Source organism: Micromonospora sp. HNM0581 (assembly GCF_012726175.1).
Taxonomy (GTDB): Bacteria; Actinomycetota; Actinomycetes; order Mycobacteriales; family Micromonosporaceae; genus Micromonospora.
On the sequence record NZ_JAASAD010000001.1, the window covers coordinates 28,982 to 54,029 of the forward strand.

The 25,048-nt window shown below is 70.1% G+C and carries 22 protein-coding genes and 1 tRNA gene; 12 read left to right on the plus strand and 11 right to left on the minus strand.

The genetic code is table 11. The features are described from left to right. Positions 1-86: 86 nt before the first annotated feature. The 4 genes from thrC to argS are packed head-to-tail and all read right to left on the minus strand — an operon-like array spanning position 87 to position 5,590. On the minus strand, positions 87-1,136 hold the full coding sequence (thrC, locus tag HCA58_RS00130) for a threonine synthase (RefSeq protein ID WP_169596133.1): 1,050 nt from the start codon (positions 1,134-1,136) through the stop codon (positions 87-89). Positions 1,137-1,171: 35 nt separating this feature from the next. Continuing rightward, complete coding sequence (locus HCA58_RS00135) at positions 1,172-2,494, minus strand: homoserine dehydrogenase (RefSeq protein ID WP_169595679.1); 1,323 nt, start codon at positions 2,492-2,494, stop codon at positions 1,172-1,174. Then, positions 2,491-3,876: a diaminopimelate decarboxylase gene (gene lysA / locus HCA58_RS00140; RefSeq protein WP_169595680.1), complete on the minus strand. Its 1,386-nt coding sequence runs from the start codon at positions 3,874-3,876 to the stop codon at positions 2,491-2,493. Before lysA ends, HCA58_RS00135 begins: the two co-directional genes overlap by 4 nt. Positions 3,877-3,925: 49 nt before the next feature. Then, on the minus strand, positions 3,926-5,590 hold the full coding sequence (argS, locus tag HCA58_RS00145; protein WP_169595681.1) for an arginine--tRNA ligase: 1,665 nt from the start codon (positions 5,588-5,590) through the stop codon (positions 3,926-3,928). Positions 5,591-5,691: 101 nt separating this feature from the next. On the opposite strand from argS, the gene HCA58_RS00150 reads away from it, so the two are divergent. From HCA58_RS00150 to HCA58_RS00165, 4 genes are all read left to right on the plus strand, one after another. Then, positions 5,692-6,510 (plus strand): DUF3105 domain-containing protein, encoded by an 819-nt coding sequence (locus HCA58_RS00150; RefSeq protein ID WP_169595682.1) that lies wholly within the window; start codon positions 5,692-5,694, stop codon positions 6,508-6,510. Position 6,511: 1 nt separating this feature from the next. Beyond that, positions 6,512-7,165, plus strand: coding sequence for a DUF305 domain-containing protein (locus HCA58_RS00155; protein WP_169595683.1), 654 nt, complete (start codon positions 6,512-6,514; stop codon positions 7,163-7,165). A 260-nt stretch (positions 7,166-7,425) separates the two neighbouring features. Further along, positions 7,426-8,118 carry a winged helix-turn-helix domain-containing protein gene (locus HCA58_RS00160; RefSeq protein WP_169596134.1) on the plus strand — a complete coding sequence of 231 codons (693 nt, stop codon included), beginning with the start codon at positions 7,426-7,428 and terminating at the stop codon, positions 8,116-8,118. A gap of 59 nt (positions 8,119-8,177) precedes the next feature. Beyond that, positions 8,178-8,249 (plus strand) — tRNA-Arg (locus HCA58_RS00165). A 427-nt stretch (positions 8,250-8,676) separates the two neighbouring features. On the opposite strand, the gene HCA58_RS00170 is transcribed toward HCA58_RS00165, so the two are convergent. Beyond that, the gene (locus HCA58_RS00170; RefSeq protein WP_169595684.1) at positions 8,677-9,639 is read right to left on the minus strand and encodes an ATP-dependent DNA ligase; all 963 of its coding nucleotides are present in this window, start codon (positions 9,637-9,639) and stop codon (positions 8,677-8,679) included. Between the two features lie 205 nt (positions 9,640-9,844). On the opposite strand from HCA58_RS00170, the gene HCA58_RS00175 reads away from it, so the two are divergent. Beyond that, positions 9,845-10,396: a TetR/AcrR family transcriptional regulator gene (locus HCA58_RS00175; RefSeq protein WP_169595685.1), complete on the plus strand. Its 552-nt coding sequence runs from the start codon at positions 9,845-9,847 to the stop codon at positions 10,394-10,396. A 36-nt stretch (positions 10,397-10,432) separates the two neighbouring features. Continuing rightward, positions 10,433-12,682, plus strand: coding sequence for an MMPL family transporter (locus tag HCA58_RS00180; RefSeq protein ID WP_169595686.1), 2,250 nt, complete (start codon positions 10,433-10,435; stop codon positions 12,680-12,682). 82 nt (positions 12,683-12,764) lie between these two features. On the opposite strand, the gene HCA58_RS00185 is transcribed toward HCA58_RS00180, so the two are convergent. Beyond that, positions 12,765-14,021, minus strand: coding sequence for an erythromycin esterase family protein (locus HCA58_RS00185; RefSeq protein WP_169595687.1), 1,257 nt, complete (start codon positions 14,019-14,021; stop codon positions 12,765-12,767). An 84-nt stretch (positions 14,022-14,105) separates the two neighbouring features. Here HCA58_RS00185 and HCA58_RS00190 point away from each other — a divergent pair, with 84 nt between their 5' ends. Next, complete coding sequence (locus HCA58_RS00190; RefSeq protein ID WP_169595688.1) at positions 14,106-14,297, plus strand: DUF2795 domain-containing protein; 192 nt, start codon at positions 14,106-14,108, stop codon at positions 14,295-14,297. A gap of 5 nt (positions 14,298-14,302) precedes the next feature. On the opposite strand, the gene erm is transcribed toward HCA58_RS00190, so the two are convergent. Both erm and HCA58_RS00200 read right to left on the minus strand, forming a co-directional pair. Further along, the gene (erm, locus tag HCA58_RS00195; protein ID WP_169595689.1) at positions 14,303-15,100 is read right to left on the minus strand and encodes an ErmE/ErmH/ErmO/ErmR family 23S rRNA (adenine(2058)-N(6))-methyltransferase; all 798 of its coding nucleotides are present in this window, start codon (positions 15,098-15,100) and stop codon (positions 14,303-14,305) included. 323 nt (positions 15,101-15,423) lie between these two features. Further along, complete coding sequence (locus HCA58_RS00200; RefSeq protein ID WP_169595690.1) at positions 15,424-16,332, minus strand: Gfo/Idh/MocA family oxidoreductase; 909 nt, start codon at positions 16,330-16,332, stop codon at positions 15,424-15,426. Between the two features lie 195 nt (positions 16,333-16,527). Here HCA58_RS00200 and HCA58_RS00205 point away from each other — a divergent pair, with 195 nt between their 5' ends. Beyond that, positions 16,528-16,926 carry a hypothetical protein gene (locus HCA58_RS00205; protein ID WP_169595691.1) on the plus strand — a complete coding sequence of 133 codons (399 nt, stop codon included), beginning with the start codon at positions 16,528-16,530 and terminating at the stop codon, positions 16,924-16,926. Then, positions 16,919-17,365, plus strand: a complete 447-nt coding sequence (locus tag HCA58_RS00210) for a hypothetical protein (protein WP_169595692.1) — start codon at positions 16,919-16,921, stop codon at positions 17,363-17,365. The genes HCA58_RS00205 and HCA58_RS00210 overlap by 8 nt, the downstream gene beginning before the upstream one ends. A 22-nt stretch (positions 17,366-17,387) precedes the next feature. Here the strand turns inward: HCA58_RS00210 and fabG are convergent, their stop codons facing one another. After that, positions 17,388-18,146, minus strand: coding sequence for a 3-oxoacyl-ACP reductase FabG (gene fabG, locus HCA58_RS00215; RefSeq protein WP_169595693.1), 759 nt, complete (start codon positions 18,144-18,146; stop codon positions 17,388-17,390). Positions 18,147-18,254: 108 nt separating this feature from the next. Beyond that, positions 18,255-19,907 (minus strand): alpha-amylase family protein, encoded by a 1,653-nt coding sequence (locus HCA58_RS00220; protein ID WP_169595694.1) that lies wholly within the window; start codon positions 19,905-19,907, stop codon positions 18,255-18,257. Between the two features lie 161 nt (positions 19,908-20,068). Between HCA58_RS00220 and HCA58_RS00225 the strand changes: the two genes are divergently transcribed. After that, entirely contained in the window at positions 20,069-20,713 is a 645-nt protein-coding gene (locus HCA58_RS00225; RefSeq protein ID WP_169595695.1) for a DedA family protein, read from the plus strand. Positions 20,714-20,846: 133 nt separating this feature from the next. On the opposite strand, the gene HCA58_RS00230 is transcribed toward HCA58_RS00225, so the two are convergent. After that, the gene (locus HCA58_RS00230; RefSeq protein WP_169595696.1) at positions 20,847-22,271 is read right to left on the minus strand and encodes a carbohydrate-binding protein; all 1,425 of its coding nucleotides are present in this window, start codon (positions 22,269-22,271) and stop codon (positions 20,847-20,849) included. 211 nt (positions 22,272-22,482) lie between these two features. Between HCA58_RS00230 and HCA58_RS00235 the strand changes: the two genes are divergently transcribed. Both HCA58_RS00235 and HCA58_RS00240 read left to right on the plus strand, forming a co-directional pair. Next, positions 22,483-23,634 (plus strand): glutamate--cysteine ligase, encoded by a 1,152-nt coding sequence (locus HCA58_RS00235; RefSeq protein WP_169595697.1) that lies wholly within the window; start codon positions 22,483-22,485, stop codon positions 23,632-23,634. 16 nt (positions 23,635-23,650) lie between these two features. Then, positions 23,651-25,021: an FAD-dependent oxidoreductase gene (locus HCA58_RS00240; RefSeq protein WP_169595698.1), complete on the plus strand. Its 1,371-nt coding sequence runs from the start codon at positions 23,651-23,653 to the stop codon at positions 25,019-25,021. Positions 25,022-25,048 lie beyond the last annotated feature (27 nt).

Genomic DNA, 25,048 nt, shown 5'->3' on the forward strand with positions numbered 1-25,048 from the left:
ACCGATCCGCAGCGATGCCACCGCCGCTCAGGTCGGCCGAACCACCCGCCCCTGACTCCCCACCCCCGCCCCTTGCGGCGGGGGCTTCAGGCGAGGTCGAGGGAACGGGCGGCGACGAGCGGATCGTTGGCGATGGTGACGGGAGCGGGAGCGGTGGAGATCGCCCACTCCGGATCCTTCAGACCGTGCCCGGTGACCGTGCAGACCACCGTGCCTCCGGCCGGCACCAGGCCGGCGGCGGCCTGCTGGAGCAGACCGGCGACGCTGGCCGCGCTGCCCAGTTCCACGAAGACACCGACCTCCCGGGCCAGCAGTCGGTACGCCGCCAGGATCTCCCGATCGGTGACCGCCGCGATCAGACCGCCAGAGGCGTCCCGCGCGTCCAGTGCCTTCGTCCAGCTCGCCGGGTTGCCGATCCGGATGGCCGTGGCGATGGTGGACGGCTCGGCCACCACCTGCCCGGTCACGATCGGTGCCGCACCGGCCGCCTGGAAGCCGTACATCTTCGGTCGCCGACTTGCATTGCCGGCGTCATGGTCCTCCGTGTATCCCATCCAGTACGCGGAGATGTTGCCGGCGTTACCCACCGGCAGGCAGTGGATGTCGGGTGCGTCGCCGAGCGCCTCGACGATCTCGAAGGCAGCGGTCTTCTGGCCGTGCAGCCGGTCGATGTTGACCGAGTTGACCAGGGCCACCGGATAGTCCTGGGCGAGTTTGGCAGCCAGCGCCAGACAATCGTCGAAGTTGCCGTTGACCTGGAGCAGCTTGGCGCCGTGCACGAGCGCCTGAGCCAGCTTGCCCAGCGCGATCTTGCCCTGCGGCACGAGGACGGCGCAGGTCATCCCGGCCCGGGCCGCGTACGCGGCGGCGGAGGCACTGGTGTTGCCGGTGGAGGCGCAGATGATGGCCTTGTTGCCGGCCTCGACCGCCTTGGAGACGGCCATCGTCATGCCCCGGTCCTTGAAGGAGCCGGTGGGGTTGGCACCCTCCACCTTGAGGTACACGTCGCAGCCGAGCCGGGCGGAGAGCACCGGCGCCGGCAACAGCGGAGTGTTCCCCTCGTGCAGGGTGACCACCGGCGTGGCCTCGGTGACCGGCAGCCGGTCCCGGTAGGCGTCGATCAGGCCGCGCCACATCTCGATCTCCTCGCCTCCGCGGCTGATCCGGCCGCTCACAGCCCGCCCTCGACCCGCAGCACGCTCGCCACCGAACGGACGATGTCCAACCCCCGCAGCTCCTGCACGGTCGCGGCGAGCGCCGCGTCCGGCGCGACGTGGGTCACGATCACCAGTACGGCGTCACCGGCCGCGCCGGCGGCACCGGCGGCCGGCCCCTGGCGGACGGTGGCGATCGACACGTCGTGCCGGGCGAACATCCCGGCCACCGACTCAAGCACGCCGGGCCGGTCGGCCACGTCCAGGCTGATGTGGTAGCGGGTGAGCGCCTCCCCCATCGGCCGCACCGGCAGCTCCGCGTAGGCGGACTCGCTGGCCGCGCGTACCCCGGCGAGCCGGTTGCGGGCCACCGCCACCACGTCGCCGAGCACGGCGCTGGCGGTCGGTGCCCCACCGGCCCCCCGGCCGTAGAACATCAGCTGACCGGCCGCCTCGGCCTCCACGAAGACCGCGTTGAACGCGTCGCCGACGCTGGCCAGAGGATGGGTCACCGGAATCATCGCCGGGTGGACCCGGACGCTCACCGTCTCCCGCCCCTGCCCGTCGACACCGCGGGCGGCGATGCAGAGCAGCTTGATCGTGCAGCCCATCGCCTTGGCGCTGGCCACGTCCGCGGCGGTCACCTCGGTGATGCCCTCGCGGTGCACGTCGGCGGCGGCGACCCGGCTGTGGAAGGCGAGCGAGGCGAGGATGGCCGCTTTCGCGGCGGCGTCGAAGCCCTCCACGTCGGCCGTCGGGTCGGCCTCGGCGTACCCCAGTTCGGTCGCCTCCTCCAACGCCTCGGCGAACCCGGCCCCGGTGGCGTGCATCGCGGAGAGGATGAAGTTGGTGGTGCCGTTGACGATGCCGGTGACCCGGGTGATGCGGTCGCCGTGCAGCGACTCACGCAGCGGGCGCAGCAGCGGAATGGCCCCGGCCACGGACGCCTCGTAGTAGAGGTCGCCGCTGCCCTCGGCCGCAGCGTCGTGCAGGGTGCCGCCGTCCTCGGCGAGCAACGCCTTGTTGGCGGTGACCACACTCTTACCAGCCCGTAGCGCCTCCACCAGCCAGCCGCGCGCCGGCTCGATGCCGCCGACCACCTCCACCACCACGTCGACGTCGTCCCGCTTGATCAGCCCGAGCGCGTCGGTGGTGAACAGGGTCGGATCGACCGGAAGGTCGCCACGGTCCCGTCCGATCCGACGCACGGCGATGCCGGCGATCTCGAGCGGAGCGCCGACGCGGGCAGCGAGGTCCGCCGACTGCTCGTGCAGCAGCCGGACCACCTCGGCGCCGACGGTGCCGCAGCCGAGCAGGGCGAGGCGTACAGGTGACGTCATCCCACATCCAAAACGAGCAGGTCCTCTTCGGTCTCCGGTCGGACGATCAGCCGGGCCCGGCCGTTGCGTACCGCGACCACGCCGGGGCGGGGAACGTGGTTGTAGTTACTGGCCATGCTGCGGCAGTACGCACCCGTGCCGGGCACCGCGACAAGATCTCCGGGCTGCACGTCAGCGGGCAGGAATTCATCCTTCACCACGATGTCCCCGGACTCACAGTGCTTTCCCACCACGCGGGCGAGCATCGGCCCGGCGGCACTCGACCGGGAGGCCAGGGTCGCCGAGTACGACGCGTCGTACAGGGCGGTCCGGATGTTGTCGCTCATCCCGCCGTCGACGCTGACGTACGTCCGGATGCCGTCGACGTCCTTGACCGTACCCACCTCGTAGAGGGTGAACATGGCAGGTCCGACGATCGCCCGACCGGGCTCGATGGACAGGTGTGGCACGGTCAGCCGCTCCGCCTCGCACTCCGAGTCGACGATCCTGCGCAGCCGCTTGGCCAGGTCGTGCGGCGTCGACGGGTCATCCTGCGAGGTGTACGCGATACCGAATCCACCGCCGAGGTCCAGCTCGGGCAGCTCGACGCCGCGTGCGTCGCGGATCTGCGCCTGAAGTGCCAGCACCCGCCGGGCGGACACCTCGAACCCACTCGTGTCGAAGATCTGCGAGCCGATGTGCGAGTGCAGGCCGCGCAGCTCCAGCACGTCCTCGTCGAGCACGCGCAACACGGCGGCGAGGGCCGAACCGCCGGCGAGCGAGAAGCCGAACTTCTGGTCCTCGTGCGCGGTGGCGATGAACTCGTGGGTGTGTGCCTCCACGCCCACGGTGACGCGGATCAGCACCCGGGGTCGTACGCCGCGTTCGCGGGCCAGCGTGGTGAGCCGTTCGATCTCGTGGAACGAGTCGACAATTATCCGGCCCACCCCGACGTCGAGGGCCCGGGTCAGCTCGGCCACCGACTTGTTGTTCCCGTGGAAGCCGATCCGTTCCGGTGGCATCCCACCGGCGAGCGCCACGGTCAGCTCCCCGCCGCTGCACACGTCGAGGAACATGCCTTCCTCGACGATCATCCCCACCACCGCCCGGCAGAGAAAAGCCTTGCCGGCGTAGTAGACGTCCTCGTCCGGGAAGGCGGCCCGGAAATCCCGGCAGCGGGAGCGGAGGTCGTCCTCGTCGAGTACGTACACCGGCGTGCCGAACTCGGCAGCGATGTGGCGGACGCCCAAACCGGCGACGGTGAGCACGCCGTCGGCACCGCGTGTGACGTTGCGTGGCCACAGTTGCGGCACCAGGTCATTGACGTCCTCCGGGCTGCGCAGCCAGGCCGGCCCCCGGTTGCCGATGTCGCCGTGCAGCGCACCCGCCTCGTGTGCCCGCATCAGTGCCTCCTCCGATCCGTGATCGCCCGCTCGCCTCTCGCGCCCACGGCTACATCCGCTCCGGGGCTGAGACGCCGAGCAGGTGTAGCCCGTTGGCGATGACCACCCGGGTCGCGTCGTTGAGCCAGAGCCGTGCCCGGTGCAGGTCGGTGACGTCCTCGTCGCCCCGGGGCAGGATCCGGCAGTTGTCGTAGAACCGGTGGTACGCCCCGGCCAGGTCCTCCAGGAACCGGGCGACCCGGTGCGGTTCACGCAGCTCGGCCGCGGCGGTCACCACTGCGGGAAACTCGGCGAGCGCCTTGAGCAGCTCGTTCTCTTTGTCGTGGTCGAGCAGTTCGGGCCGGAAAGACGCGGCGTCACCCCGGCTCAGACCGACCTCGGCGGCGTTTCGACCGACGCTGGCCGTCCGGGCCGCGACGTACTGCACGTAGTAGACGGGGTTGTCCCGGGTGGCCCGGGTCCACAGCTCGATGTCGATGTCGATCGGTGAGTCGCTGGAGTACCGGGCCAACGCGTACCGGGCGGCGTCCACCCCGATCGCGTCGACCAGGTCCTCCAGCATCACCACGGTTCCGGCGCGCTTGCTCATCCGCACCGGCGCCCCGTCACGCACCAGGTTGACCAGTTGCCCGATGAGGATCTCGAGCGTGGCGTCGGGTTCGTCGCCGAAGCAGGCCGCCATCGCCTTCATCCGGCCGATGTAGCCGTGGTGGTCCGCCCCGAGCATGATCACGACGCGGTCGAAGCCACGTTCCCGCTTGTCGAGGTAGTAGGCGCAGTCGGCGGCGAAGTAGGTCCACTCACCGTTCGACTTGCGCAGCACCCGATCCTTGTCGTCGCCGAAGTCGGTGGTCCGCAGCCAGGTCGCGCCCTCGGATTCGAAGAGGTGGCCCTGCTCGCGCAGCCGGGTCAGGGCGAGTTCCAGCTCACCGCGATCGTGCAGGTCCTTCTCGTTGAAGTAGGTGTCGAACTCGACTCCGAAGTCACGCAGTGAGGACTTGATCTCGGTGAACATCAGCGCCACGCCCTCGACCCGGAAGACCTCCTGGGCGGCTGCGTCGTCCAGGTTCAGCACGTCCGGCCGCCGGGCGGTGACCTGCCCGGCGATCTCGGCGATGTACGCGCCGCCGTAGCCGTCCTCCGGTGCCGGTTCGTTGCGGGCCGCGGCGAGCAGCGAGCGGGCGAACCGGTCGATCTGCGAGCCGGCGTCGTTGAAGTAGTACTCCGTGCCGACCTCGGCGCCGGTCGCGCGTAGCAGCCGGCTCAACGCGTCGCCGACCGCCGCCCAGCGGACGCCACCGATGTGCACCGGGCCGGTCGGATTGGCCGAGACGAACTCCAGATTGATCTTCAAGCCGGCGAGCCGGTCGCCGCGACCGTACTGCTCGCCGGCCTCGACGATCGATCGGGCGAGCTGCCCTGCGGCGGCGGCGTCGAGCCGGATGTTGAGGAAGCCCGGACCGGCGATCTCGACCGATTTGATCCCCGTCGTGCTGGCCAACTCGGCGGCCAGCGCGGCGGCCAGCTCCCGGGGCGGCAGGCCGACCTTCTTGCTCAACTGGAGCGCCAGGGTGGCGGCGTAGTCACCGTGCTCGGGGTTACGAGGGCGCTCGACCGTGGTGTGCCCGGGCAGCGCGCAGCGGTCCAGCTCTCGGTCGGCGAAGACGGCGTGAGCGGCGGTGAGGACGGCTTCGGCGAGTTCTGCAGGAGTCACCGATCCATGTTATCGGGGGTAGACTCGGTCCCCGCGGCGGCGACCCAGCAACCGAACCCCGGCCCGCCAGATCCCCTGACCGACCGACCTGACGAGGCACGATGAGTATCAGCACCCCGGGCGGCCCGGAGCGCCGTCCGACCGTGGTCAGCACCGGCAAGAAGCCGGCGGCGGGACGGCCGGCCGCCGGCGCCAAGGCGACCGGAGCCAAGGCTGGCCCTGGCAAGTCCGGATCGGCCCAGCGCACGGGGGGCGGTAAGGGGCCGCGTAAGCCGATCACCCCGGTGAAGGTCAGCCAGGGCCGGTCGTGGGGGCCGATCGCCCTCTTCGTCGCGGTCGGTGTGCTCGCGACGTCGATCGTCGGATTCGGCGCCTGGGCGACCTTCAAGGGCAGCCAGTCCTGGCAGGACAAGGCCGCGGGCATCGACGGCATCGTGAACTACCGGGAGATCGACCCGGACGGCATCAGCTACGAGTCACACCAGTCCGGCAAGATCGAATACAAGTACAGCCCGCCGGTCGGCGGGGCGCACAACAATGCCTGGCAGCGCTGCCTGGGCGACGTCTACGACGCGCCGATCGCCGCGGAGCACGCGGTGCACAGCATGGAGCACGGCGCGGTCTGGCTGACCTACCGCCCCGACCTGCCACCGGCCGACGTCGAGAAGCTGGCGGGCGTGATCCGCGGCAACGACTTCATGCTGATGAGCCCGTACGAGGGGTTGGACGCCGCCGTGTCACTCCAGGCGTGGGGTTACCAGCTCAAGGTCGACAGCGCCGACGACCCGCGGATCACGGAGTTCACCACCACCCTGGCGCAGAACGCCTCGATCGAGCCGGGCGTGCCCTGCTCCTCCGGCAACTACACCACCGGCACCGGCACCGAGCCGCGCGAGTTGGCTCCGCCGACGGGGGGCTGACATGCCCAACGCGACCCAGGGGGCTGCTCAGGCCGAGCGCAACGGCACCGAGCCACCCAGGCCCTCCCGGACGCTGCGTCAGCTCACCCTGCTCATGGCAGCGGTGCTGCTGCTCGGCGTCGGCTGGACGGCCGCGACGCTGCTGTCGAACCGAGTTCCCGGTGAGGAGTCGGCCGAGGCTGGTTTCGCTCGGGACATGTCGCGCCACCACGCCCAGGCGGTGGAGATGGCGATGATCGTCTACGCCAAGGGGCAGGATCCGGCACTGCGCCAGATCGGCTACGACATGGCGCTCACCCAACAGGCCCAGATCGGTCACATGCAGCGCTGGTTGCAGGAATGGGAGCTGTTGCCCACCGGTTCGCGTCCGGCGATGGAGTGGATGCCCGACGCCGTACCGGTCGGTCCGGACGGCCTGATGCCCGGCATGGCGACCCGCGAGGAGATTACCCAGCTGCACGAATCGCAGGGGGCCGAGGTCGATCAGCTCTTCATCAAGCTGATGATTGATCACCACCTGGGCGGCATCCACATGGCTGACGGCCTGCTTGAGGTCTCCGACCGGCCCGAGGTGGTCCGGCTGGCCGAGGCGTCGAAACAGGCCCAGCAGAAGGAGATCAACGAGCTGCGCAAGCTGGGTTTGGCCGACGGCTGAGAACGCGACGTCCGATCCGACGGTGACGGGTGGCCCGCAGGTTACCTGCGGGCCACCCGCACGGAAGGCGCGGACGGGCCCGAAGGCGAGGGAATGCGGCCTGTCGGGACCGTCACCCGACGTCTGACCTCGCGGTTCGCGCACTCGCACCGGCCGCCGCGGCTTATGACCGATATGGCACTTACGGGAGCCAAGTCCGTCTTGGAGCTTTTCTACACACATATCGTGACCAGTTGGCATTAGGACTCGTTGCCCAGGATGTGGGGGTTGCACTCAGAGACGCGCGGCGTTCGGTCACCAGCTGGTGCCGACGCCACACCATCGGCGGTGACGGAGCGGTGGCAGCCGTCCGTCGCGGACAGCGGCAGGGTGAGCCGGGAACACTCAGCCGCGAACAGGAACTCGAACTCATCGACACACTCCGGGGCGTCCACCCCGACGCGTTCGGCTTGGACGAGGAACTGTGGACCCGGCAGAGTCTGCACGCTCTCATCCAGCAGCAGTTCGGCATGACGCTCGACGTGGGAGTCGTCGGGGCGTACCTACGGGCCTGGGGGCTGGGTCCCCGCGAGCCCCGCGAACGGGCCTGCGGGCTCTGCGTCGGGGCGGTCGAACGTTGGGTGCGCAGCGAGTATCCGGCGATCACCCGAGCCGCACAGGAACACCTGGCCGAGGTCTACTGGGTGGGCCGACTCCGGCTTCGCGGGACCATGCCGGCGGCCGACGTCATCTCGGCCGTCTCCTCGCGGGGGCGGGTCCGGTTCATGGTCACCACCCCGTCGGTCGACCCGCCGCTACCCCGGGATTTCGTGCACCGACTCAGCGGGGCGGAGCGACGTACCGTACACCTGATCGTGGACGGCTCCTGGGCCCGCAACGAGTGGCCTCGCCGGCTACCCCGGCGAATCGTGCCACACCCGCTGCCCAGCTGCGGACGGGCTCTCGCAGCCTGACGCGCCGATACCGATTCGGCGATCGTGTGGGGCGTTTGCTAGTCTTCTCCAGTCGCTGAGCCCCCGTAGCTCAGGGGATAGAGCACCGCCCTCCGGAGGCGGGGGCGCAGGTTCGAATCCTGCCGGGGGCACCTCACAGAACTGCAACAATGCGTGGTCATCGGCCAGCATCTGACCGTTGGGGCTCAGTTCTCGCTCGTCTCATGGCCTCGGCGTCAGCTGACGCCACAGGTGGCCCATGAGATGACCAGTCGCGTTCGCGCTGCGGCGGCGGCTCGCCTCGCAGTACCGCGCCCACGGCGTCGGCGGCTTCGCGGTCGTTCTGGCGGGCGTACCGGTCGTACATGCCTGGCATTCGACGTAGATGACGCCGTTGACCGAGTAGCTCCGGACGGGGTGATGGTCGCCGTACCGGCCAACCGCGCCGCCGTCGCCGCCGTCGCCGCCGACCATGACCGCCCAGACGCGGCCACAGATCGTCTTGCCGGACCATCTACGTTCGCAAAGTGCCCCAAAAATGGCAACGCGATGATCTTCCAGGTCGGCACCGGCCTTTCGTCAGTCGGTGGCGGTGCGGCGAGCACGGGCCCGACGGCGGCCCTCGTGCATGGCCTGGACCCTCGGTACGGGAATCGCCCGGCCCTCTTCGATGAGATCATGCGGCAGCCGCTGGGGTGCCGGCATCAGTTCCTCCCACGGGTCCCGCTCGGCCAGCCGGGCCGGAACTGTCCGGATGGTGAAGTCGGCCGGAACGACGGACTCCAGCTCGGACCAGGGCATCGGGAAGGAGACCGGCAGGCCGGGACGCAGCCGGGGGCCGTAGACCGAGGCGACCGTCGCCCCGCCGGTGCGGGTCGGGTCGACGAGGACCTTGCCGCCCCGGTCCTCGCGGATGAAGGCGGTGGTCGCCAACGCTGGATCCAGCCGTTCGGCCCTGGCCGCGAGGGCCCGGGTGGTGGCGGCCAGTTCCTCGGCGTCGGGTCCCGGTTCCACCGGCACGAAGACATGCACTCCCTTGGCGCCACTGGTCTTCACGGCGCCGGCCAGTCCGACGTCCGTCAGCGCCTGCCTGACCAGCAGCGCAGCCGCCACTGCGGCTCCGAATCCACCGGCATCCGGCGGATCGAGGTCCAGCACCAGGTGGGTGGGCCGGCTCAGGTCGTCGACCACGGCCAGTGCGGTGTGGTACTCGACGGCCCTCTGGTTGGCGAACCAGAGGAGGGTACGGCGGTCGTCGCAGAGCGCGTACGCAATCTCCCGGCGGGACGCCTCGGCCCAGATCGGCGCCCGACGGATCCATTCCGGGGTGTGCCGCGGCAGGTTCTTCTGCATGAAGGGAGGCTGCCCCGGACGCACCCGTACCACCGAAAGCGGGCGACCGCGCAGCTGCGGGACGATCCGGTCGGCGACCGCGTCGAGGTAGTTGACCAGATCACGCTTGCTCTCCCCGGACCCGTCGAACAACGGCTGGTCGAGGTTGGTAAGCGCGACCCCGTCCCGGATTTCGTCCACCCCGCTCATCCGATCACCATCCCGGCTGGACGCCCGACGGTCAACCGGCACGCCGTACGTGCCTTGTACCGGTTGTCAGTTCGACAGGTTCGATGCGAGCCAGCTGCCCGGGTGGTCTACGCGAGCGGTGCGGCTACTCGGCCGGTTGTGGGAAACGCCACTAATCTGACCGATCGGTCAGCCTCTGACCGATCGGTCAGGCATGCTGTGGCTCATGGCTCGCACCACCCCACAGACCCACGGCGAGATCCTGGCGGCTGCGGCGAGACGGTTCGCCGCCACCGGCTACCGGGGCACCTCTTTGCAGGACATCGCCACCGAGGTGGGCTGCTCCAAGGCGGCGGTGCTGTACCATTTCGCCCACAAGGAGGCGATTCTCACCGAGCTGATGGCACCCGCTATCGAGGTGCTGCGCTCGCTCGACAGCCGGATCGCCGGCCAGCCTGAACCGGCTGCCGCCCAGCAGGTCGCGGCCGAGGGTTTCGTCGACCTCGCGGTCCGCTTCCGCAGTGAGATCGCCCTGCTCCGGGGCGAGTACCCGGAGCTGCTGCAACAGCCGGGCTTCGCCCACATCCAGCAGATCTCCGAACGGCTCATCGACGCACTCGCGGGGCGGTCCGAGCGGGCCTCCGACCGGATCACCGCGCTGGTGCTGCTCGCCGGCATCGCCGAGACCTGCGGGCAGTTCGCCGACGTTTCCGACCGGGAACTGGGCGACGCACTGCTGGCCCTCCTACGGCGGGCGCTTCAGCCGCCCACCCGCTGACCCGTCCCACCATCCACGAACGAGGGAAAGGACCCCATGGCGACCCTGCTCTACCGGCTTGGCCGGGGCTCGATGCGTCGGCGGCGACTCGTCGCCGCGATCTGGCTCGTCGTACTCGTCGGGCTAGGCCTGGCGGCGGCGACCCTGCGTGGCCCGACAGCCAGCAACTTCACCATGCCCGGCACGGAGTCGCAACGCGCGCTCGACCTGCTCGACGAGCAGTTCCCGGCGGCGGCCGGTGCCACCGGCACCATCGCGGTCAAGGCGCCGGCCGCGGGACAACTCGGTACGCCCGAAGGCCAGGCGGTAGTCCGGTCGATCACCCAGGAGGCCACGACAGTCCCCGGTGTGCTGGCCGCCGTCGACCCGTTCCAGGTCGGCTCGGTCTCACCCGACGGGCAGTACGCGCTGATCCAGGTGCAGTTCAGCGGCGGAGCCGACCAGGTCACCGACGAACAGCGGGAAGCGTACGAGGGTCTCGGTGCCGAGGCGGCAGCTCAGGGTTGGCAGGTGGCACCCGGCGGCGAGGTTCTCAACACCGAACCCGAAGTCGGTTCCACCGAGGCGATCGGCGTCGCGGTGGCCCTCATCGTCCTGGTGATCACCTTCGGCTCGCTGGTGGCGGCGGGCATGACCATGCTCAACGCGCTCATCGGTGTCGGGGTCGGCATGGCCGGCCTGTACGCGCTCAGCGGTGCCGTCGAACTGACCAGCACCGCGCCCATCCTCGCGCTGATGCTCGGCCTGGCCGTCGGCATCGACTACTCGCTCTTCATCACCTCGCGGTACCGGCAGAACCTGCTCGACGGCCTACCGGCAGACGAGGCGATCGGGCGGGCAGTCGGCACCGCCGGTTCGGCGGTGACCTTCGCCGGAGCCACGGTCGTCATCGCCCTGGCCGGTCTCGCCGTGGTGAACATCCCGTTCCTGACGGTGATGGGTCTGGCCGCCGCCGGCACCGTCACCGTGGCGGTGCTGGTGGCGATCACCCTGCAACCGGCCCTGCTCGGCTTCGCCGGGCGCCGGGTGCTGCCCCGCCGGCTGCGCGCGGCGGTGCCGGTCGCCCTTACCGCTGATGATCTGCCAGACGACGACGCCCGCAGCAGCGACGTGACCGCCCACCGCACGGTGCCGCAAGCCCCCACACATGGTGAGAACACCTCGGCTTTCGGCTTCCGGTGGGCGCGGCTGGTAACCCGGTTCCGGATCCCGGTGATCCTCGTCGGCCTGCTCGGTCTGGGGCTGCTCGCATTGCCGGCACCGGACATGCGCCTGGCACTGCCCGACGCCGGTACCGCTCCGGCCGGATCCGCTGCCCGGGTATCCAACGATCTGATCACGGAGGGCTTCGGCCCCGGCTTCACCGGCCGTCTCGCGGTGGTCGTCGCAAGCGACGACGCAGGAGCCACCGCCGCAGCCGTTCCGGAGGTCACCGCCCTGGTCCAGCGCACCGAGAACGTGTTGGCCGTGGCTCCGCCGCAGCTCAGCCCGGACGGCCGAACCGCATTGCTCGGGGTGATCCCACAGACCGGCCCGACCGACCCGGCCACCGAAACGATGGTGCGCGACATCCGTGCCGCCGTCGGCGGGATCGCGGAGGTAGACGTGCTGCTCACCGGCGTCACCGCGATCGGCATCGACATTTCGGAGAAGCTCTCCGACGCGTTGCCGATCTACCTGGCACTGGTGGTCGGCCTGTCGGTCCTGCTGCTGATGCTGGTGTTCCGCTCGTTACTCGTACCGGTCAAGGCGGCACTGGGCTTCCTGCTCACCGTCGCCGCCACCTTCGGAATCACGGTCGCGGTCTTCCAACAGGGAAACCTCGCCGATCTGGTCGGTCTGGACACTCCCGGTCCCCTGATCAGTTTCCTGCCGATCCTGCTCATCGGCATCCTGTTCGGTCTGGCCATGGACTACGAGGTGTTCCTGGTCTCGCGGATGCGGGAGGACTTCGTCCACGGGGACACCGCCGAGCAGGCCACCATCAACGGGATGGGGCACGGCGCCCGCGTGGTCACCGCCGCCGCCCTCATCATGGCCTCGGTCTTCGGCGGCTTTGTCTTCCTCGACGACCCGGTGATCAAGTCGATGGGCTTCGCGCTCGCCATCGGCGTGGCCATCGACGCCTTCGTGGTCCGGATGACGATCGTCCCGGCGGTGATGTCGCTGCTCGGCAAGGTGGCCTGGTGGCTGCCCCGCTGGCTGGACCGGGCACTGCCGAACGTCGACATCGAGGGCGAGAAGCTGCGCGCCGAGCTCGACGACAAGGTCGGCGCCGGCGCCTGACCGGTGAAGAAGGGCCTTCGGCACGGCCGGGGGCCCTTCTACCGTCCCAGTCCGCGACCCGCCCTCCCCGGTGCGGTACGGCTCACACCCCGGCCGGGTAGGTCTCCATCTCACCCGGCGCGGCCAGAGCAGGCAGCGGGTGCAGTGCCGTTGTCTCGTCACACCAGATGAAACCGTCGTAGCGTTCCCCCAGCCGGGTCGGCACATAGTTGCCCCACGACTCGAACGACGGGTCGTACACCACCCCGATCGCCCGGTGATCGAGCGTGTCGGTGACCCAGCCCGGCTGGTTCGATCCACCAAAGACCAGCACCGCCCGCTCCGGCATCAACTCGTGCAGCCGATGCTCCAACGAGCCCTCCCGGGCCGGAGGCACCACGATCGCCTCCGCCGGCGAACCCCAGCGCGGCGCGGCGATCACCGTGCCCCGCCAACTGCCGAAGCCGATCAACGTCACCTGGTCGGCGCCGTGACGTTCCCGGGCCAACTGACCGATGGTCACCATCCCGTCTTCGGCCATGTCGGTCGCCCGGGCGTCACCGACATGTGTGTTGTGCGCCCACACCACGCCCCGGGCACCCGGTCCGTAGTGGTCCAGCAACCGGTCCAGCGTATCGGTCATGTGGATGTCCCGAACGTTCCACGAACCGGGTCCGCCGGCGACCATCTCCCGGTAGTAGCGTTCCGCACCGGCCACCACCTCCGCGTTCTGCCAGGCCGCGAAGGCGTCCGGTCCGTCGGTGGTGACGTGTTCACGGATCCGCGCCAGCAGCCGGATCACCTCCTGCTCACAGCGGGCGGAGACGAACCGGCTCGCCACGCCGTAGTCCTCGAACCGCCTACCGTACGGTTCGAAGCACCGGTAGGCGTCCTGCGCGATCTCCAGCGTCGCCGGCTCCTCCTCACCGAGGTAGTCGAAGATGGCCTGCATCGACTCCCACAGGCTGTAGACGTCGAGACCGTGGAAACCGACCCGGACCGCCTCCGACCGCTGCATGTTCCAGGCCCGCAGCCACCTGCAGAAGCGGGTGACCTCGGCGTTGGCCCACATCCAGGTCGGCCACCGTTCGAAGCCCTCAAGCGACATCTGTGGATCGGTCGCCGCTCCTGACGCCCCCGTCACCGAGCGGTGCACCCGGTCGCAGTCCGGCCAGTCACCCTCCACCGCAACGAAGGAGAAGCCGCACTCGGCGATCAACCGCCGGGTCAACTGCTCGCGGATGCGGTAGTAGTCGTAGCTGCCGTGTGTCGCCTCCCCGATCATCACCAACCTCGCGTCCCGGGCGCGTTCCAGCAACGGATCGAGGTCGCTCGGCGCGCCGAGCCGCTGTACCAGCATGCCTGCGGCTACCCGGCGCCCCGGCGGGCAAACACAGCAGCCCGCCGGGGTGTGCCGGGCACCTGCGCGGGTAGGTCGGACAGCATGACCGACAGCGGCGCCGCCCTGCACGAGTACCTCGCCGGGCTGGACTATCCCGTCTCCCGCGAGGATCTGATCCGCTGGTGCCAGGAGAACGGCGCGAGCACCGAGCAGTTGCAGGCCGTACGGGCGCTACCGGTGGACCTGTTCAGCTCACCCACCGAGTTGACCGAGGCGCTTGGCGCCGTCCCCTGAGCCGCTCAACGGGCGTGCAGCAGGCGGTACAGCACCAGCCACTGCTCCGGCCAGACCTGCCCGACGGGGAGGTCCGGGTCGAGCCGACTGGCCCGTAACGCCGCCGCGAGCCGGGACCGCGGATACTCGCAGGCCAGCGAGGCGGCGAGCGAGCCGCCGACTCCACCGAACCCCAACTCCACCATCCGCCGGTACGTCGGCAGCGTCCGAGGCGGCAGCAACGGCGCCGCCCGCCGCGCGATGCGCAGGATGCCCGCATCGACCCGGGGTACCGGGCGGAACGAGGTACGTGGCACCTGCCCGGCGAGCCGCCAGTCGAACTGTGGCCAACTCAGCACCGTCAACCTGGTCCATCGACCGTAGTCACCGGCCCGCCGCCGCGCGTACTCCAACTGGGTGAGCAGGGTGGCGTCGCGCAACCGGGGTGCGGCCAGGCACCAGCGCACCACCGCTGCGGTGAGCGACCACGGGATGTTGCCGACCACGGAGAACTCCTCCCCGGGTGCCGGGGCGGCGAGGAAGTCGGCCTGCCGGTGGGTGACGTTCGGCAAGGTGGCGCAGATCCTGGCCAGTTCCGTTCCGGCGACGGGATCCACCTCGTACGCCGTCAGCCGGCCGCAACGCGCGGCCAGCAGGCGGGTCAACTGCCCCCGCCCGGCGCCCACCTCCAACACCAGCCCGTGCGGGTCGAGGCGGGCCGCGTCGACGATCTGCGCGACCGCGGCCGGAGCGGTAAGGAAATTCTGGGAGAGTACGCGACGGGACCGGTCGCGTTCGGTCGTGCGGGTACGGCGAGGCGCCACAGCGTCGTCCTTGTCTGTCGCCAGGTGGCGACGAGAGCGGACAGGCGACCGTCGACGGGGCCTGTCCGAGCGATCGGGACTCGGACGGCCCTGGTGAGATGGCGCGAAAGCGGCACACCGCGATGCGGGGCGGGTGCCGGGTGCGTACGCGTGGGAAGCGTCAGTCGCGGGTCGCGCCGGCCAGGGCCGGACGCTGGGCGCGCGGGCGGGCCACCAGCAGCGGCCCGAACGCGGCCGGCGTGGCGACCGCGTCGATCAGTGCGTGCACGTACATGCCGGCGACCTTACCGCCCCTCCCCGACCGGTGGCGACCGGTTTTCCGCCTACCCCCGGACCGTCACCTCGATCACCGCGCCCTGCTCTCGGGCTGACTCGGCGGCGGCGAGAACCGCCACCACCTCGCGGCCGAAGCGGACGTCGCAGCGGTGGTCACGGGTACCGGCGTCGACCTCGGCCAGCAACTGGTCGATCGCCACCCCGAGTGCCGTCGCCGGGTCCGCATCGCCGTCGGGTAGTCGCTCGATGCCGTTGGCGCCGTAGAGGACGAACTCCGCGGCCACCGAGCGGGGCGGTGCGTCCAGGGTCAACGACACCGTGCTGGTGGCACCGTCGGCGTGGTTGAGCATCAGGTGCACCAGGCCGCCGGGACCGTCGGTGGCGGCCACCCGGGTCACCCGGCCGAGCACCGGCAGCAGGGCAGCCAGTGCGTGCGGACCGATGTCCCACAGCGCGCCGTGTTCCCGACGCCACGGCGACTGCGCGTACGGGCTGCCGGGCTGGAAGATCGAGGCGTACCGGATCACGTTGGCGGTGTGCCAACCTCCCGCCGCGGCGGTAGCGGCGATGAAACCGGCGACCTCCGGTTGGTAACGGCCGGTGAAGAAGACCACCGACGCCACGCCCGCGCCGATGGCTGCGTCGACCACCCGGTCGGCGTCGGCGACGCTCAATGCGAGCGGCTTGTCCAGCAGGAGGTGCCGACCGGCGGTGGCGGCTCGTACGGCGATGTCCGCCTGGATGTCGGGCGGCAGGGCAACGGCAACCGCGTCACACGCCTCGACCAGCGAGTCGACGTCCTCGAAAGCTGACACCCCGTACCGGTCGGCCAGCGCCGCGGCTCGGTCGGGGTTGCGTCCCCACACGCCGGCCAGTTCCGCTCTCGGGTGTGCCTCGAGCGCCGCCGCATGTGTCTCAGCCGCCCAGTGCCCGGTGCCGAACAACCCGAACCGCATCCCGTACCTCCGCCGTCGTCGCCTCGCCACAGCCGATCCGCAGCAGAGATCACGTTAGCCTTCCGCGCACGTCCGTGCCCGGCATGGTGCCTGCTCAGGGGCAGACAGGGTGCCCGACCGTCCTGGCGGCGGTCGCTCTTACTACGGGGGTTAGTAGAGTGGACCGGTGATCGGACCGAGCACCGGGCGTCCCGGGTGAGCAGCGCTGCGACCACCGTCGGGTCGCCGGTCGACGGGACGCTTGCCGGCGCCGTCATCGTGCTCTCGCTGCTGGTCGCCGGGTGGGCCCTGGTGGTCGCGCTACGCCACCGGCCGCCGGACCGGATACAGCTGATCGGGCTGGCCGGGCTGGAGTTGCTGCTGCTCGGTCTGGTGCTGGTGACCGCCGTGGCCCTGGCCGGGGGTGAACGCCCGGGTGAACCGGGAACTTTCTTCGGCTACCTGGTCACCCTGGTCTGCCTGCCACCGCTTGCGGTGGTCCTGGCCCGGATGGAGCCGACCCGTTGGGGGTCGGCGATCGTGTGTGCGGTGTGCCTGGTCACTCCGGTGGTCGTGATCCGCCTTCAGCAGACCTGGCAGGTGCTCGGTGGCTGAGCCGGGCGGCCCCCGCACCCGGACCAACACCGGCCCGGGACGGTTGCTGATCGCGGTCTACCTGCTCTTCGCCATCGCCGCCAGCAGTCGCGCCGCCCTCCAGATCGCCACCAGGTTCGACGAGGCGCCGTTGGCGTACCTGCTCTCCGCGCTCGCCGCGATGGTCTACATCGTGGCTGCGGTCGGGCTGGCGCGGGCAGGTCACACGGGTCGCCGGATCGCCCTGGCCTGTTGCGCGCTCGAACTGGTGGGAGTCGTCGTGGTCGGCGCCGTCAGTCTGGCCCGACCGGACCTTTTCCCCGACGAGACGGTCTGGTCCGGCTTCGGCAGCGGCTACGGCTACATCCCCCTGGTACTACCGGTCCTCGGCCTCGCCTGGCTCCGGCACACCCGACGCCAGGGTGCCGGGAGGGGCACCGTGGCAACGCCCGGCGGGTAGCCAAGGTGCCCTTCCCGACACTTCAGCCCTGGGGACCACCAGCGACGTAGACGACCTGCCCGGACACGAACGACGCGCCTTCGCTGGCCAGGAACGAGATGGTGTGCGCCACGTCGTCGGGCCGCCCCACCCGACGGACCGGGATCGCCGACTCGGCGTGTTTCTGCATCGCCTCGAAGTCCACCTTCATCCGCGCGGCAGTGGCCGCGGTCATGTCGGTGACGATGAAGCCGGGCGCGACCGCGTTGACGGTGACCCCGAACGGACCCAACTCGATGGCCAGGGTCTTGGTGAAGCCCTGTAGACCGGCCTTGGCCGCCGAGTAGTTGGCCTGGCCCCGGTTACCCAACGCGGAGGTGCTCGACAGGTTGACGATGCGGCCCCACCGGGCCTCGACCATGTGCTTCTGCGCGGCCTGGCTGAACAGGAACGCTCCACGAAGGTGTACGCCCAGAACTGTGTCCCAGTCGCCGTCGGTCATCTTGAACAGCAGGTTGTCGCGGAGCACACCGGCGTTGTTGACGAGCACGGTCGGCGCACCCAGCTCGGTGGCCACCCGCTGGACGGCGGCCTCCACCTGGGACCGGTCCGCCACGTCGGCACCGACGCCGAGCGCCCGGCCACCGGCCGACACGATCGTGTCCACCGTCTCCTGTGTCGCCGACTCCTCGATGTCCACCACCGCGACGGCCAGCCCGTCGGCGGCCAGTCGTTTGGCCGTGGCCGCACCGATTCCCCGTGCCGCCCCGGTCACGATGGCGACCCGCTGCCCCTCCGACATGCCTACCTCCCGGTAACGTGGCTCGACCGCAGGAGCCTAACCCACACCGGGCCGGCCTCGTCTCCGTCACTTCCGACCTCCGGACCGGGTACACCGCTGGGCGGTCCTTCAGTGCGACCAGGATCTACAGAGCCTGATCCACCGATAGCCGTGCCCGGACAGGTGCAGTTTGTCCAGCTTGCCGACGTCGTCGTAGTTGCGGTCGGCGAGCACGTCGATGGGCAGGTCCGCTTCCGGCTGAAGCCGACTGAGGTCCACCTCGGCGTCGACGGTGCCGAGATTGTGCAGGAAGATCATCGTCCCTGTCGGCCCGTCGGCCCGGTGCGCCAGCACTCCCGGCGGCATCGGCACGTCGATGTGGGTGGTGGAGCCGCAACCGATCTCCGGCGCCTCCCGCAGCGTACGGATCATTCGCTCGAACCAGGCCAGCAGCGACGTCCGGTCCCGGCGTTGCAGGGTCACGTTCACCTTCTCGTACCCGAACTCACCCTTGTCGACGACCGGTCGCACGAGCTTGTCCGGCTCCGCGGTGGAGAAGCCGGCGTTGGACTGGTTGGACCACTGCATCGGGGTACGGATCGCTTCCCGGCCGTCCAGCGACAGGTCCTCCCCCATGCCGATCTCCTCGCCGTAGCGCAGCACCGGTGTACCGCGCAAGGAGAACTGCAGGGAGTACGCCAACTCGATACGCCGGCGGTCGTTGCCGAGCATCGGTGCCAACCGGCGGCGGATGCCCCGGTCGTAGATGCGCATGTGCTCCTCGGGGCCGAACTGCTCGTACACCTCGTTGCGCTGTTCGGCGGTGAGCCTGGACAGGTCGATCTCGTCGTGGTTGCGCAGGAACGTCGCCCACTGGCCGCCCTGGGGCAACGCCGGGGTGTCCCGCAACGCCTCGATCACCGGTTCCGGATCCTGCCGGGCCATGGCCAGCATCAACCGTCCGTTGAGCATGAAGTCGAAGAGCATGTGCAGCCGGTTCGCCGAGCCGCCACTGTCGCCGAAGAAGGCGGGCAGGTTGTCGGGCTCGACGTTCGCCTCGGCCAACAGGACCGCGTCCCCGCGACGCCACTGCACGTGCTGGCGCAGGTCGGTGAGGAACTCGAAGTCCAGTTCCGGGTTCGGATCCCCGGGCTCGGTGCGTTCGATGATGAACGGCACCGCGTCCATCCGGAAACCGGCTACGCCGAGCTGGATCCAGAACGACATGATCTTCTTGATCTCGTCGCGTACCGCCGGGTTCATGGTGTTGAGGTCCGGCTGGAACTTGTAGAAGCGGTGGTAGTACCAAGCCTTGGCGGTCCGGTCGTACGTCCAGGTCTCGTGCTGTTCGCCGGGGAAGACCATGCCCTGGTGCCGGTCGGCCGGTTCCTGGTCGGACCAGACGTACCAGTCGCGGTACGGCGAGTCGGGCGAGGAACGCGCGGACTGGAACCACGGGTGCTGGTCGGAGGTGTGGTTCACCACCAGATCGATGATCACCCGGATGCCCCGGTTGTTGGCCTGGTGCAGCAGCTCGGCGAAGTCGCCGAGTGTGCCGAAGCGCGGATCGACGTTGTAGAAGTCGGTCACGTCGTAGCCGTCGTCGTCGTTCGGCGACGGATGGATGGGGTGCAGCCAGAGGCAGGTCACCCCGAGCCGGGCGAGGTAGTCCAGCCGGCCGATCAGCCCCCGGATGTCTCCGACTCCGTCACCGTCGGAGTCCGCGTACGTGTCGATGTCGAGGCAGTACACGACCGCCTCCGAGTACCACCTGTCAGACATGCCCCCGTACCTTCTCCCGACCGGGTCGTCGGCAAACCCGAGTCGTCACCGTGCCGGCGCGTCGATGCGGCGCACCGCAGCGGTCGGCGGTCCACTCGGTGTGTCCCGTGGTCCGGGCGGGTATAGACCTCCGTTATCCCGCAACCGCGAAGGGCAGCATCATGGCATTCGCCCAGGACGTCGACCCAGCTCAGGTCGGTGGACTCACCGGCTGGACCGCCGGGGTGATCGAGGCGGGCGGGGCTGTGGGGGTCGCCCTGCTCGTCGCGCTGGAGAGCATCGTCCCACCCATCCCGAGCGAGATCGTTCTGGCGATGGCGGGCTACCTGGCCGGGGAGGGCCGGTTCAACGTGGTCGTGGTGACCGTCGCAGCCACCACCGGCTCGGTACTCGGTGCGCTGTTCCTCTACTGGGTCGGCGCGGTCGTCGGCGAGGACCGCCTCAAGCGGTGGCTCGACCGGTTACCTCTGGTGGACCTCGACGACCTGGAGAAGGCTGACCGGTGGTTCGAGCGGCACGGCCGCTGGGCGGTGTTCCTCGGCCGGATGGCACCGGTCGTCCGCAGCCTGGTGTCGGTGCCGGCGGGCGCGAACCGGATGCCGCTCGTCGAGTTCGTCACTCTCACCACACTGGGCAGCGGCATCTGGAACGGGATCTTCATCGGGCTGGGCTACGCCCTCGGTTCCCGCTGGGAGCAGATCGACCGCTACAGCTCATGGTTCGACTACGGCCTCCTCACCCTGTTCGCCCTGATGCTCGCCACGTGGGTGTTCAAGAAGATCCGCCGCCGCGCCCCCACCCACTGATCCGCCTCGTCCGGGCCACACGCCACCGCCCCGCCACCCCTGCCAGCCCAGGGACACCGGGGCGGCGACCCTTCAGGTGAAGGGAAGGGCCCCTGCCGTACCGCAGGCGTCGACAGGGTGCCCTTCCTGCACCTCAGCGGCGGAAGTGGAACCAGTTGACGTTGACGAAGTCGTTGGGCTGCCCGCTGGTGAAGGTGAGGTAGACCGTCTGCCGGCCGGTCACCGACGAGACGTTGCCGGGAACCGAGCGCCAGCTCTGCCAGCCGCCGGTGTCGGCGATGGCGAAGCTGCCGATCGGCGTCCCGGTCGGGCTACCGACGCGTACCTCGACCAGCCCGCTCAAGCCGGCCGCCGCGCCGGAGGCGACCCGGGCCACGAAGTCGCGTGGGCCGACGGTGCCGAACTCGACGTTGTCGAAGCGGACCCAGTCGCCGTTGCGTAGCGCCCCGATGTTCTGCCCGCCCTCGGAACATGTCTCGACGATGACGCCGTTCTGGGCGTCGAACGACTCGGCCTGGATGGTCGCGTACGCGTCCCGCGTCCCGCTCGGCGGCGGGGTGGTCGGCGGGGTGGTCGTGGGCGGCGGGGTGCTTCCGCCGCCCCGGCTGTAGACGGCGACGTAGTCGACGAGCATGGGTCGGCCGGGCACCGTCGCCGAGGTCGGCGTCGCGCTGCCGGCGACCCCGTTCGGGAAGGCGCCACCCATCGCGACGTTCAGCAGCAGGAAGTAGCCGGCGTGACTGGTCATCTGCGACCAGTACGGCTCACCGATCCGGGTCTGGCTGACCGTGTGGTAGAGCTGACCGTCCACGTACCAGCGCAGTTGCTGCGGGCTGACCGAGGCGTCCCACTCGAACCGGTAGGTGTGGAACGCCGACTGGCAGGTGCTGCCGGGGCAGGCCCGGGCGGCGCCGATGCCGTTGAACTCGTCGCACGGGCCGCCCGGTGCGACGCCGCAGTGCAGGACACCCCAGACCGAGTTGAGTCCGTTGACGTTCTCCATCACGTCGAACTCGCCGATGCCCGGCCAGTTCTGGTAGTTGCCCCGGTAGGGCGAGCCGAGCGCCCAGAACGCCGGCCAGTATCCGGATGCGGCGGCGCCTGTGACGTTCGGCATCTGGATGCGACCTTCGATGGCCAGCACCCCACCGGCCGGTGCCTTGAAGTTGCTGCGGACGGTCTCGATGCGGGCCGAGGTCCAGCCACCCGCCCCGTCGCGCAGCGGGGTGATCCGCAGGTTGCCTGCGCCGTCGTGACTGACGTTCGCGGTGCTGCTCGTGTACGTCTGGATCTCGCCGGTGCCCCAGTTGGGCGGGCCACCCGGGTAGCTGGTGCCGGTGTCGATTATCCAGTTGTCGGCTGACGGGAGGGTACCGGCGGCTCCGGTGAAATCGTCGCTCCACACCAGGCTCCAGCCGGACGGGGGTGGCGGTACGGCGGCGTCTGCTGTGGGGCTGAGCCCGGCCAGGGCGGTGGTGACGACGGTGAGCAGGGCCAACGCCAGCGGTAGCCGGCGTCGCGCAGGTGGGGCGGCGGGTGCCGCCGTGGTGAGTGTCATGGACGTGCCTCTCTGCGGGACGGGAAGAGAGCGCTCTCTCACGAGTTCTACGTGCCCGTAGGGCAGTTGTCAATGTCGATAGGAGCGGTCAGCCGAGCGGTCGGGAACGCTTCGCCGCACCGGCAGGCGTTTCCCGGTGCCACCACAGGGGGTAATTGCCGGCCGACCCGGCGCGGACGGACCGTACCGGCAGGAGTGAACGGTGGTAGCGATGGTCAGGCAGGCGGCACCGGCCCTGAGCCCCCCGGTCGAGGAGGCCGACGATCTGCTCACCGTGGGTGTCGAGGAGGAGTTTCTGCTCGTCGACCCGGACACCGGGGTCGCGGTACCCGCTGTCGAGGCCGTGATGGAGCAGGTCCCCGCCGAGCTGCGGGGACAGGTGGAACGGGAGTTCCAGGCCAGCCAGATCGAGATCGGCAGCCCACCGGGGCTGGAACTCTCCTCGATCCGGCACTCCCTCGGCCTGCTCCGCTCCTCCCTCGCCGACGCCGCCGAACGGGCCGGCACCCAACTGCTGGCGATCGGCACCGGGCCGATCGACGGGCCGGTGCCCGCCGTGGTCGACAAGCCCCGTTTCGACCGGATGATCGCCCGGTTCCGGCTGCTGGTCCCCGGGCCAGGCAACAACGGCATGCACGTACACGTGGGAATCCCGGATCCCGACGCGGGCGTGCAGGTGCTCAACCACGTACGGCCGTGGCTACCGATCCTGCACGCGGTCACCGCCAACTCGCCGTTCTCCCGGGGCCAGGACACCGGCTACGCCAGCTGGCGGTCGATCGAGTGGGAACGCTGGCCCTCGGTCGCACCCACGCCCTACCTGGTCAACCACGAGCACTACCAACGGCTGATCCGTCAGCTGATCGCCAGCGGCGTGATGCTCGACGAGGGCATGCTCTATTGGTACGCCCGACTGTCGGCCAAGTACCCGACGGTGGAGCTACGCATCGGTGACGTCTGCCCGACCGTCGACGACGCGGTCCTGATCGCCGCCTTGGTCCGTGGGCTGGTGGCGACCGCACTCGACGACATCCAGGCCGGACGGCCACCGCTGCCGACCGACCACCACCTGCTGGTCGGCGCGCACTGGCGGGCCGCCCACGACGGATTGGAGGGAGAGGCGGTCGACCTGTCCAGCGGCGAGCTGCGGCCAGCCTGGGATCTGCTGCACCAGCTCGTCGGGCGCCTCGGGCCAGCACTTGAACGACACGGCGACCTCGCCGAGGTGACCGGCCTGCTGGAGGGGCTGCGCCGGCACGGCAGCGGGGCCGCACGGCAGCGTTCGGTGTACGCCCGCACGGGGCGGTTGGAGGACGTGGTGAAGGACGTGGCACGCCAGACCCGGGGCGGGGACCCGGCCTGACGCAGGAGGTGACAGTGTGGCGGAACGGTTGATCGTCGTAGGCGGGGACGCCGCCGGCATGTCGGCCGCCGCCCAGGCGCGCCGTCGCCGGGGCAGGGACGACCTGGAAATCGTCGTGTTCGAACGGGGACACTTCACCTCCTACTCGGCCTGTGGGATTCCGTACTGGATCAGCGGCCTGGTCACCGACCGGGAGCAACTGGTGGCCCGGTCACCGAGGACGCACCGCGAGGACTACGCCATCGACGTGCGGATCCGACACGAGGTGGTGGCGATCGACCTGGTTCGTCGCGAGGTGGTCGCCCGCGACCTGGACGGCGGCGGCGAGGTCCGCGAACCGTTCGACAACCTCATGTACGCAGCCGGGGCCGTGCCGAAGAAACCCGCCTGGGCGGACACTGCGGCGGCCGGGGTCTTCGGGGTGCAGACCCTCGACGACGGCTCGGCTCTGCGCGGCTGGCTGGAGGCCAAACCGCAGCCCCGGCGGGCGGTGGTGGTCGGCGGCGGCTACATCGGTGTGGAGATGGCTGAGGCACTCGTGCGCCGGGGCCTGTCGGTCACCCTGGTCGAACGCGACGAGCAGCCGATGTCGACAGTCGACCCCGACATGGCCCGGCTGGTCACCGACGCCATGGGAGGGCTGGGCGTGGACATCCGGACCGGTGTTCGGGTGACCGGCCTGTCGGAACGTGACGGCCGGGTCTGCGAGGTTCTCACCGACGACGGGCCGATCCCGGCCGACCTGGTGGTCCTGGGTCTCGGCGTACGCCCCAACACCGAGCTTGCCGCCGCTGCCGGCCTGCCGCTCGGTCCGACCGGCGGAATACGGGTGGACCGCCAGATGCGGGTGTCCGGGGTGCCCGGGGTGTGGGCTGCCGGAGACTGCGTGGAAACCCTGCACAAGGTCAGCGGCATGCCGGTGCACGTGCCACTCGGTACCCATGCCAACAAACAGGGCCGAGTCGCCGGCATCAACATCGGCGGCGGGTACGCCACCTTCACGGGAGTCATCGGCACCGCGGTGACGAAGGTCTGCGACCTGGAGGTGGGGCGGACGGGGCTGCGGGAACGCGAGGCCCGGATGGCCGGATTCGAGTTCGTCTCGGTGATCGCGGAGTCCACGAACCGCGCCGGCTACTACCCCGGCGCCCGGCAGATGACGGTGAAGCTGATCGCCGAACGGCCGAGCGGGCGACTGCTCGGTGCCCAGATCGTCGGCTGGTCCGAGGCGGCGAAGCGGATCGACACTCTCGCCGTGGCGCTGTGGAACAAGATGACGGTGGACGACATGACCGCGCTCGACCTCGGATACGCCCCGCCGTACTCCCCGGTGTGGGATCCGGTGCTGGTCGCCGCCCGCAGAGCCGTGGACGCGCTCGCCCGCTGAAACTCCTCGGCGTTCGTGTCGGTGCCG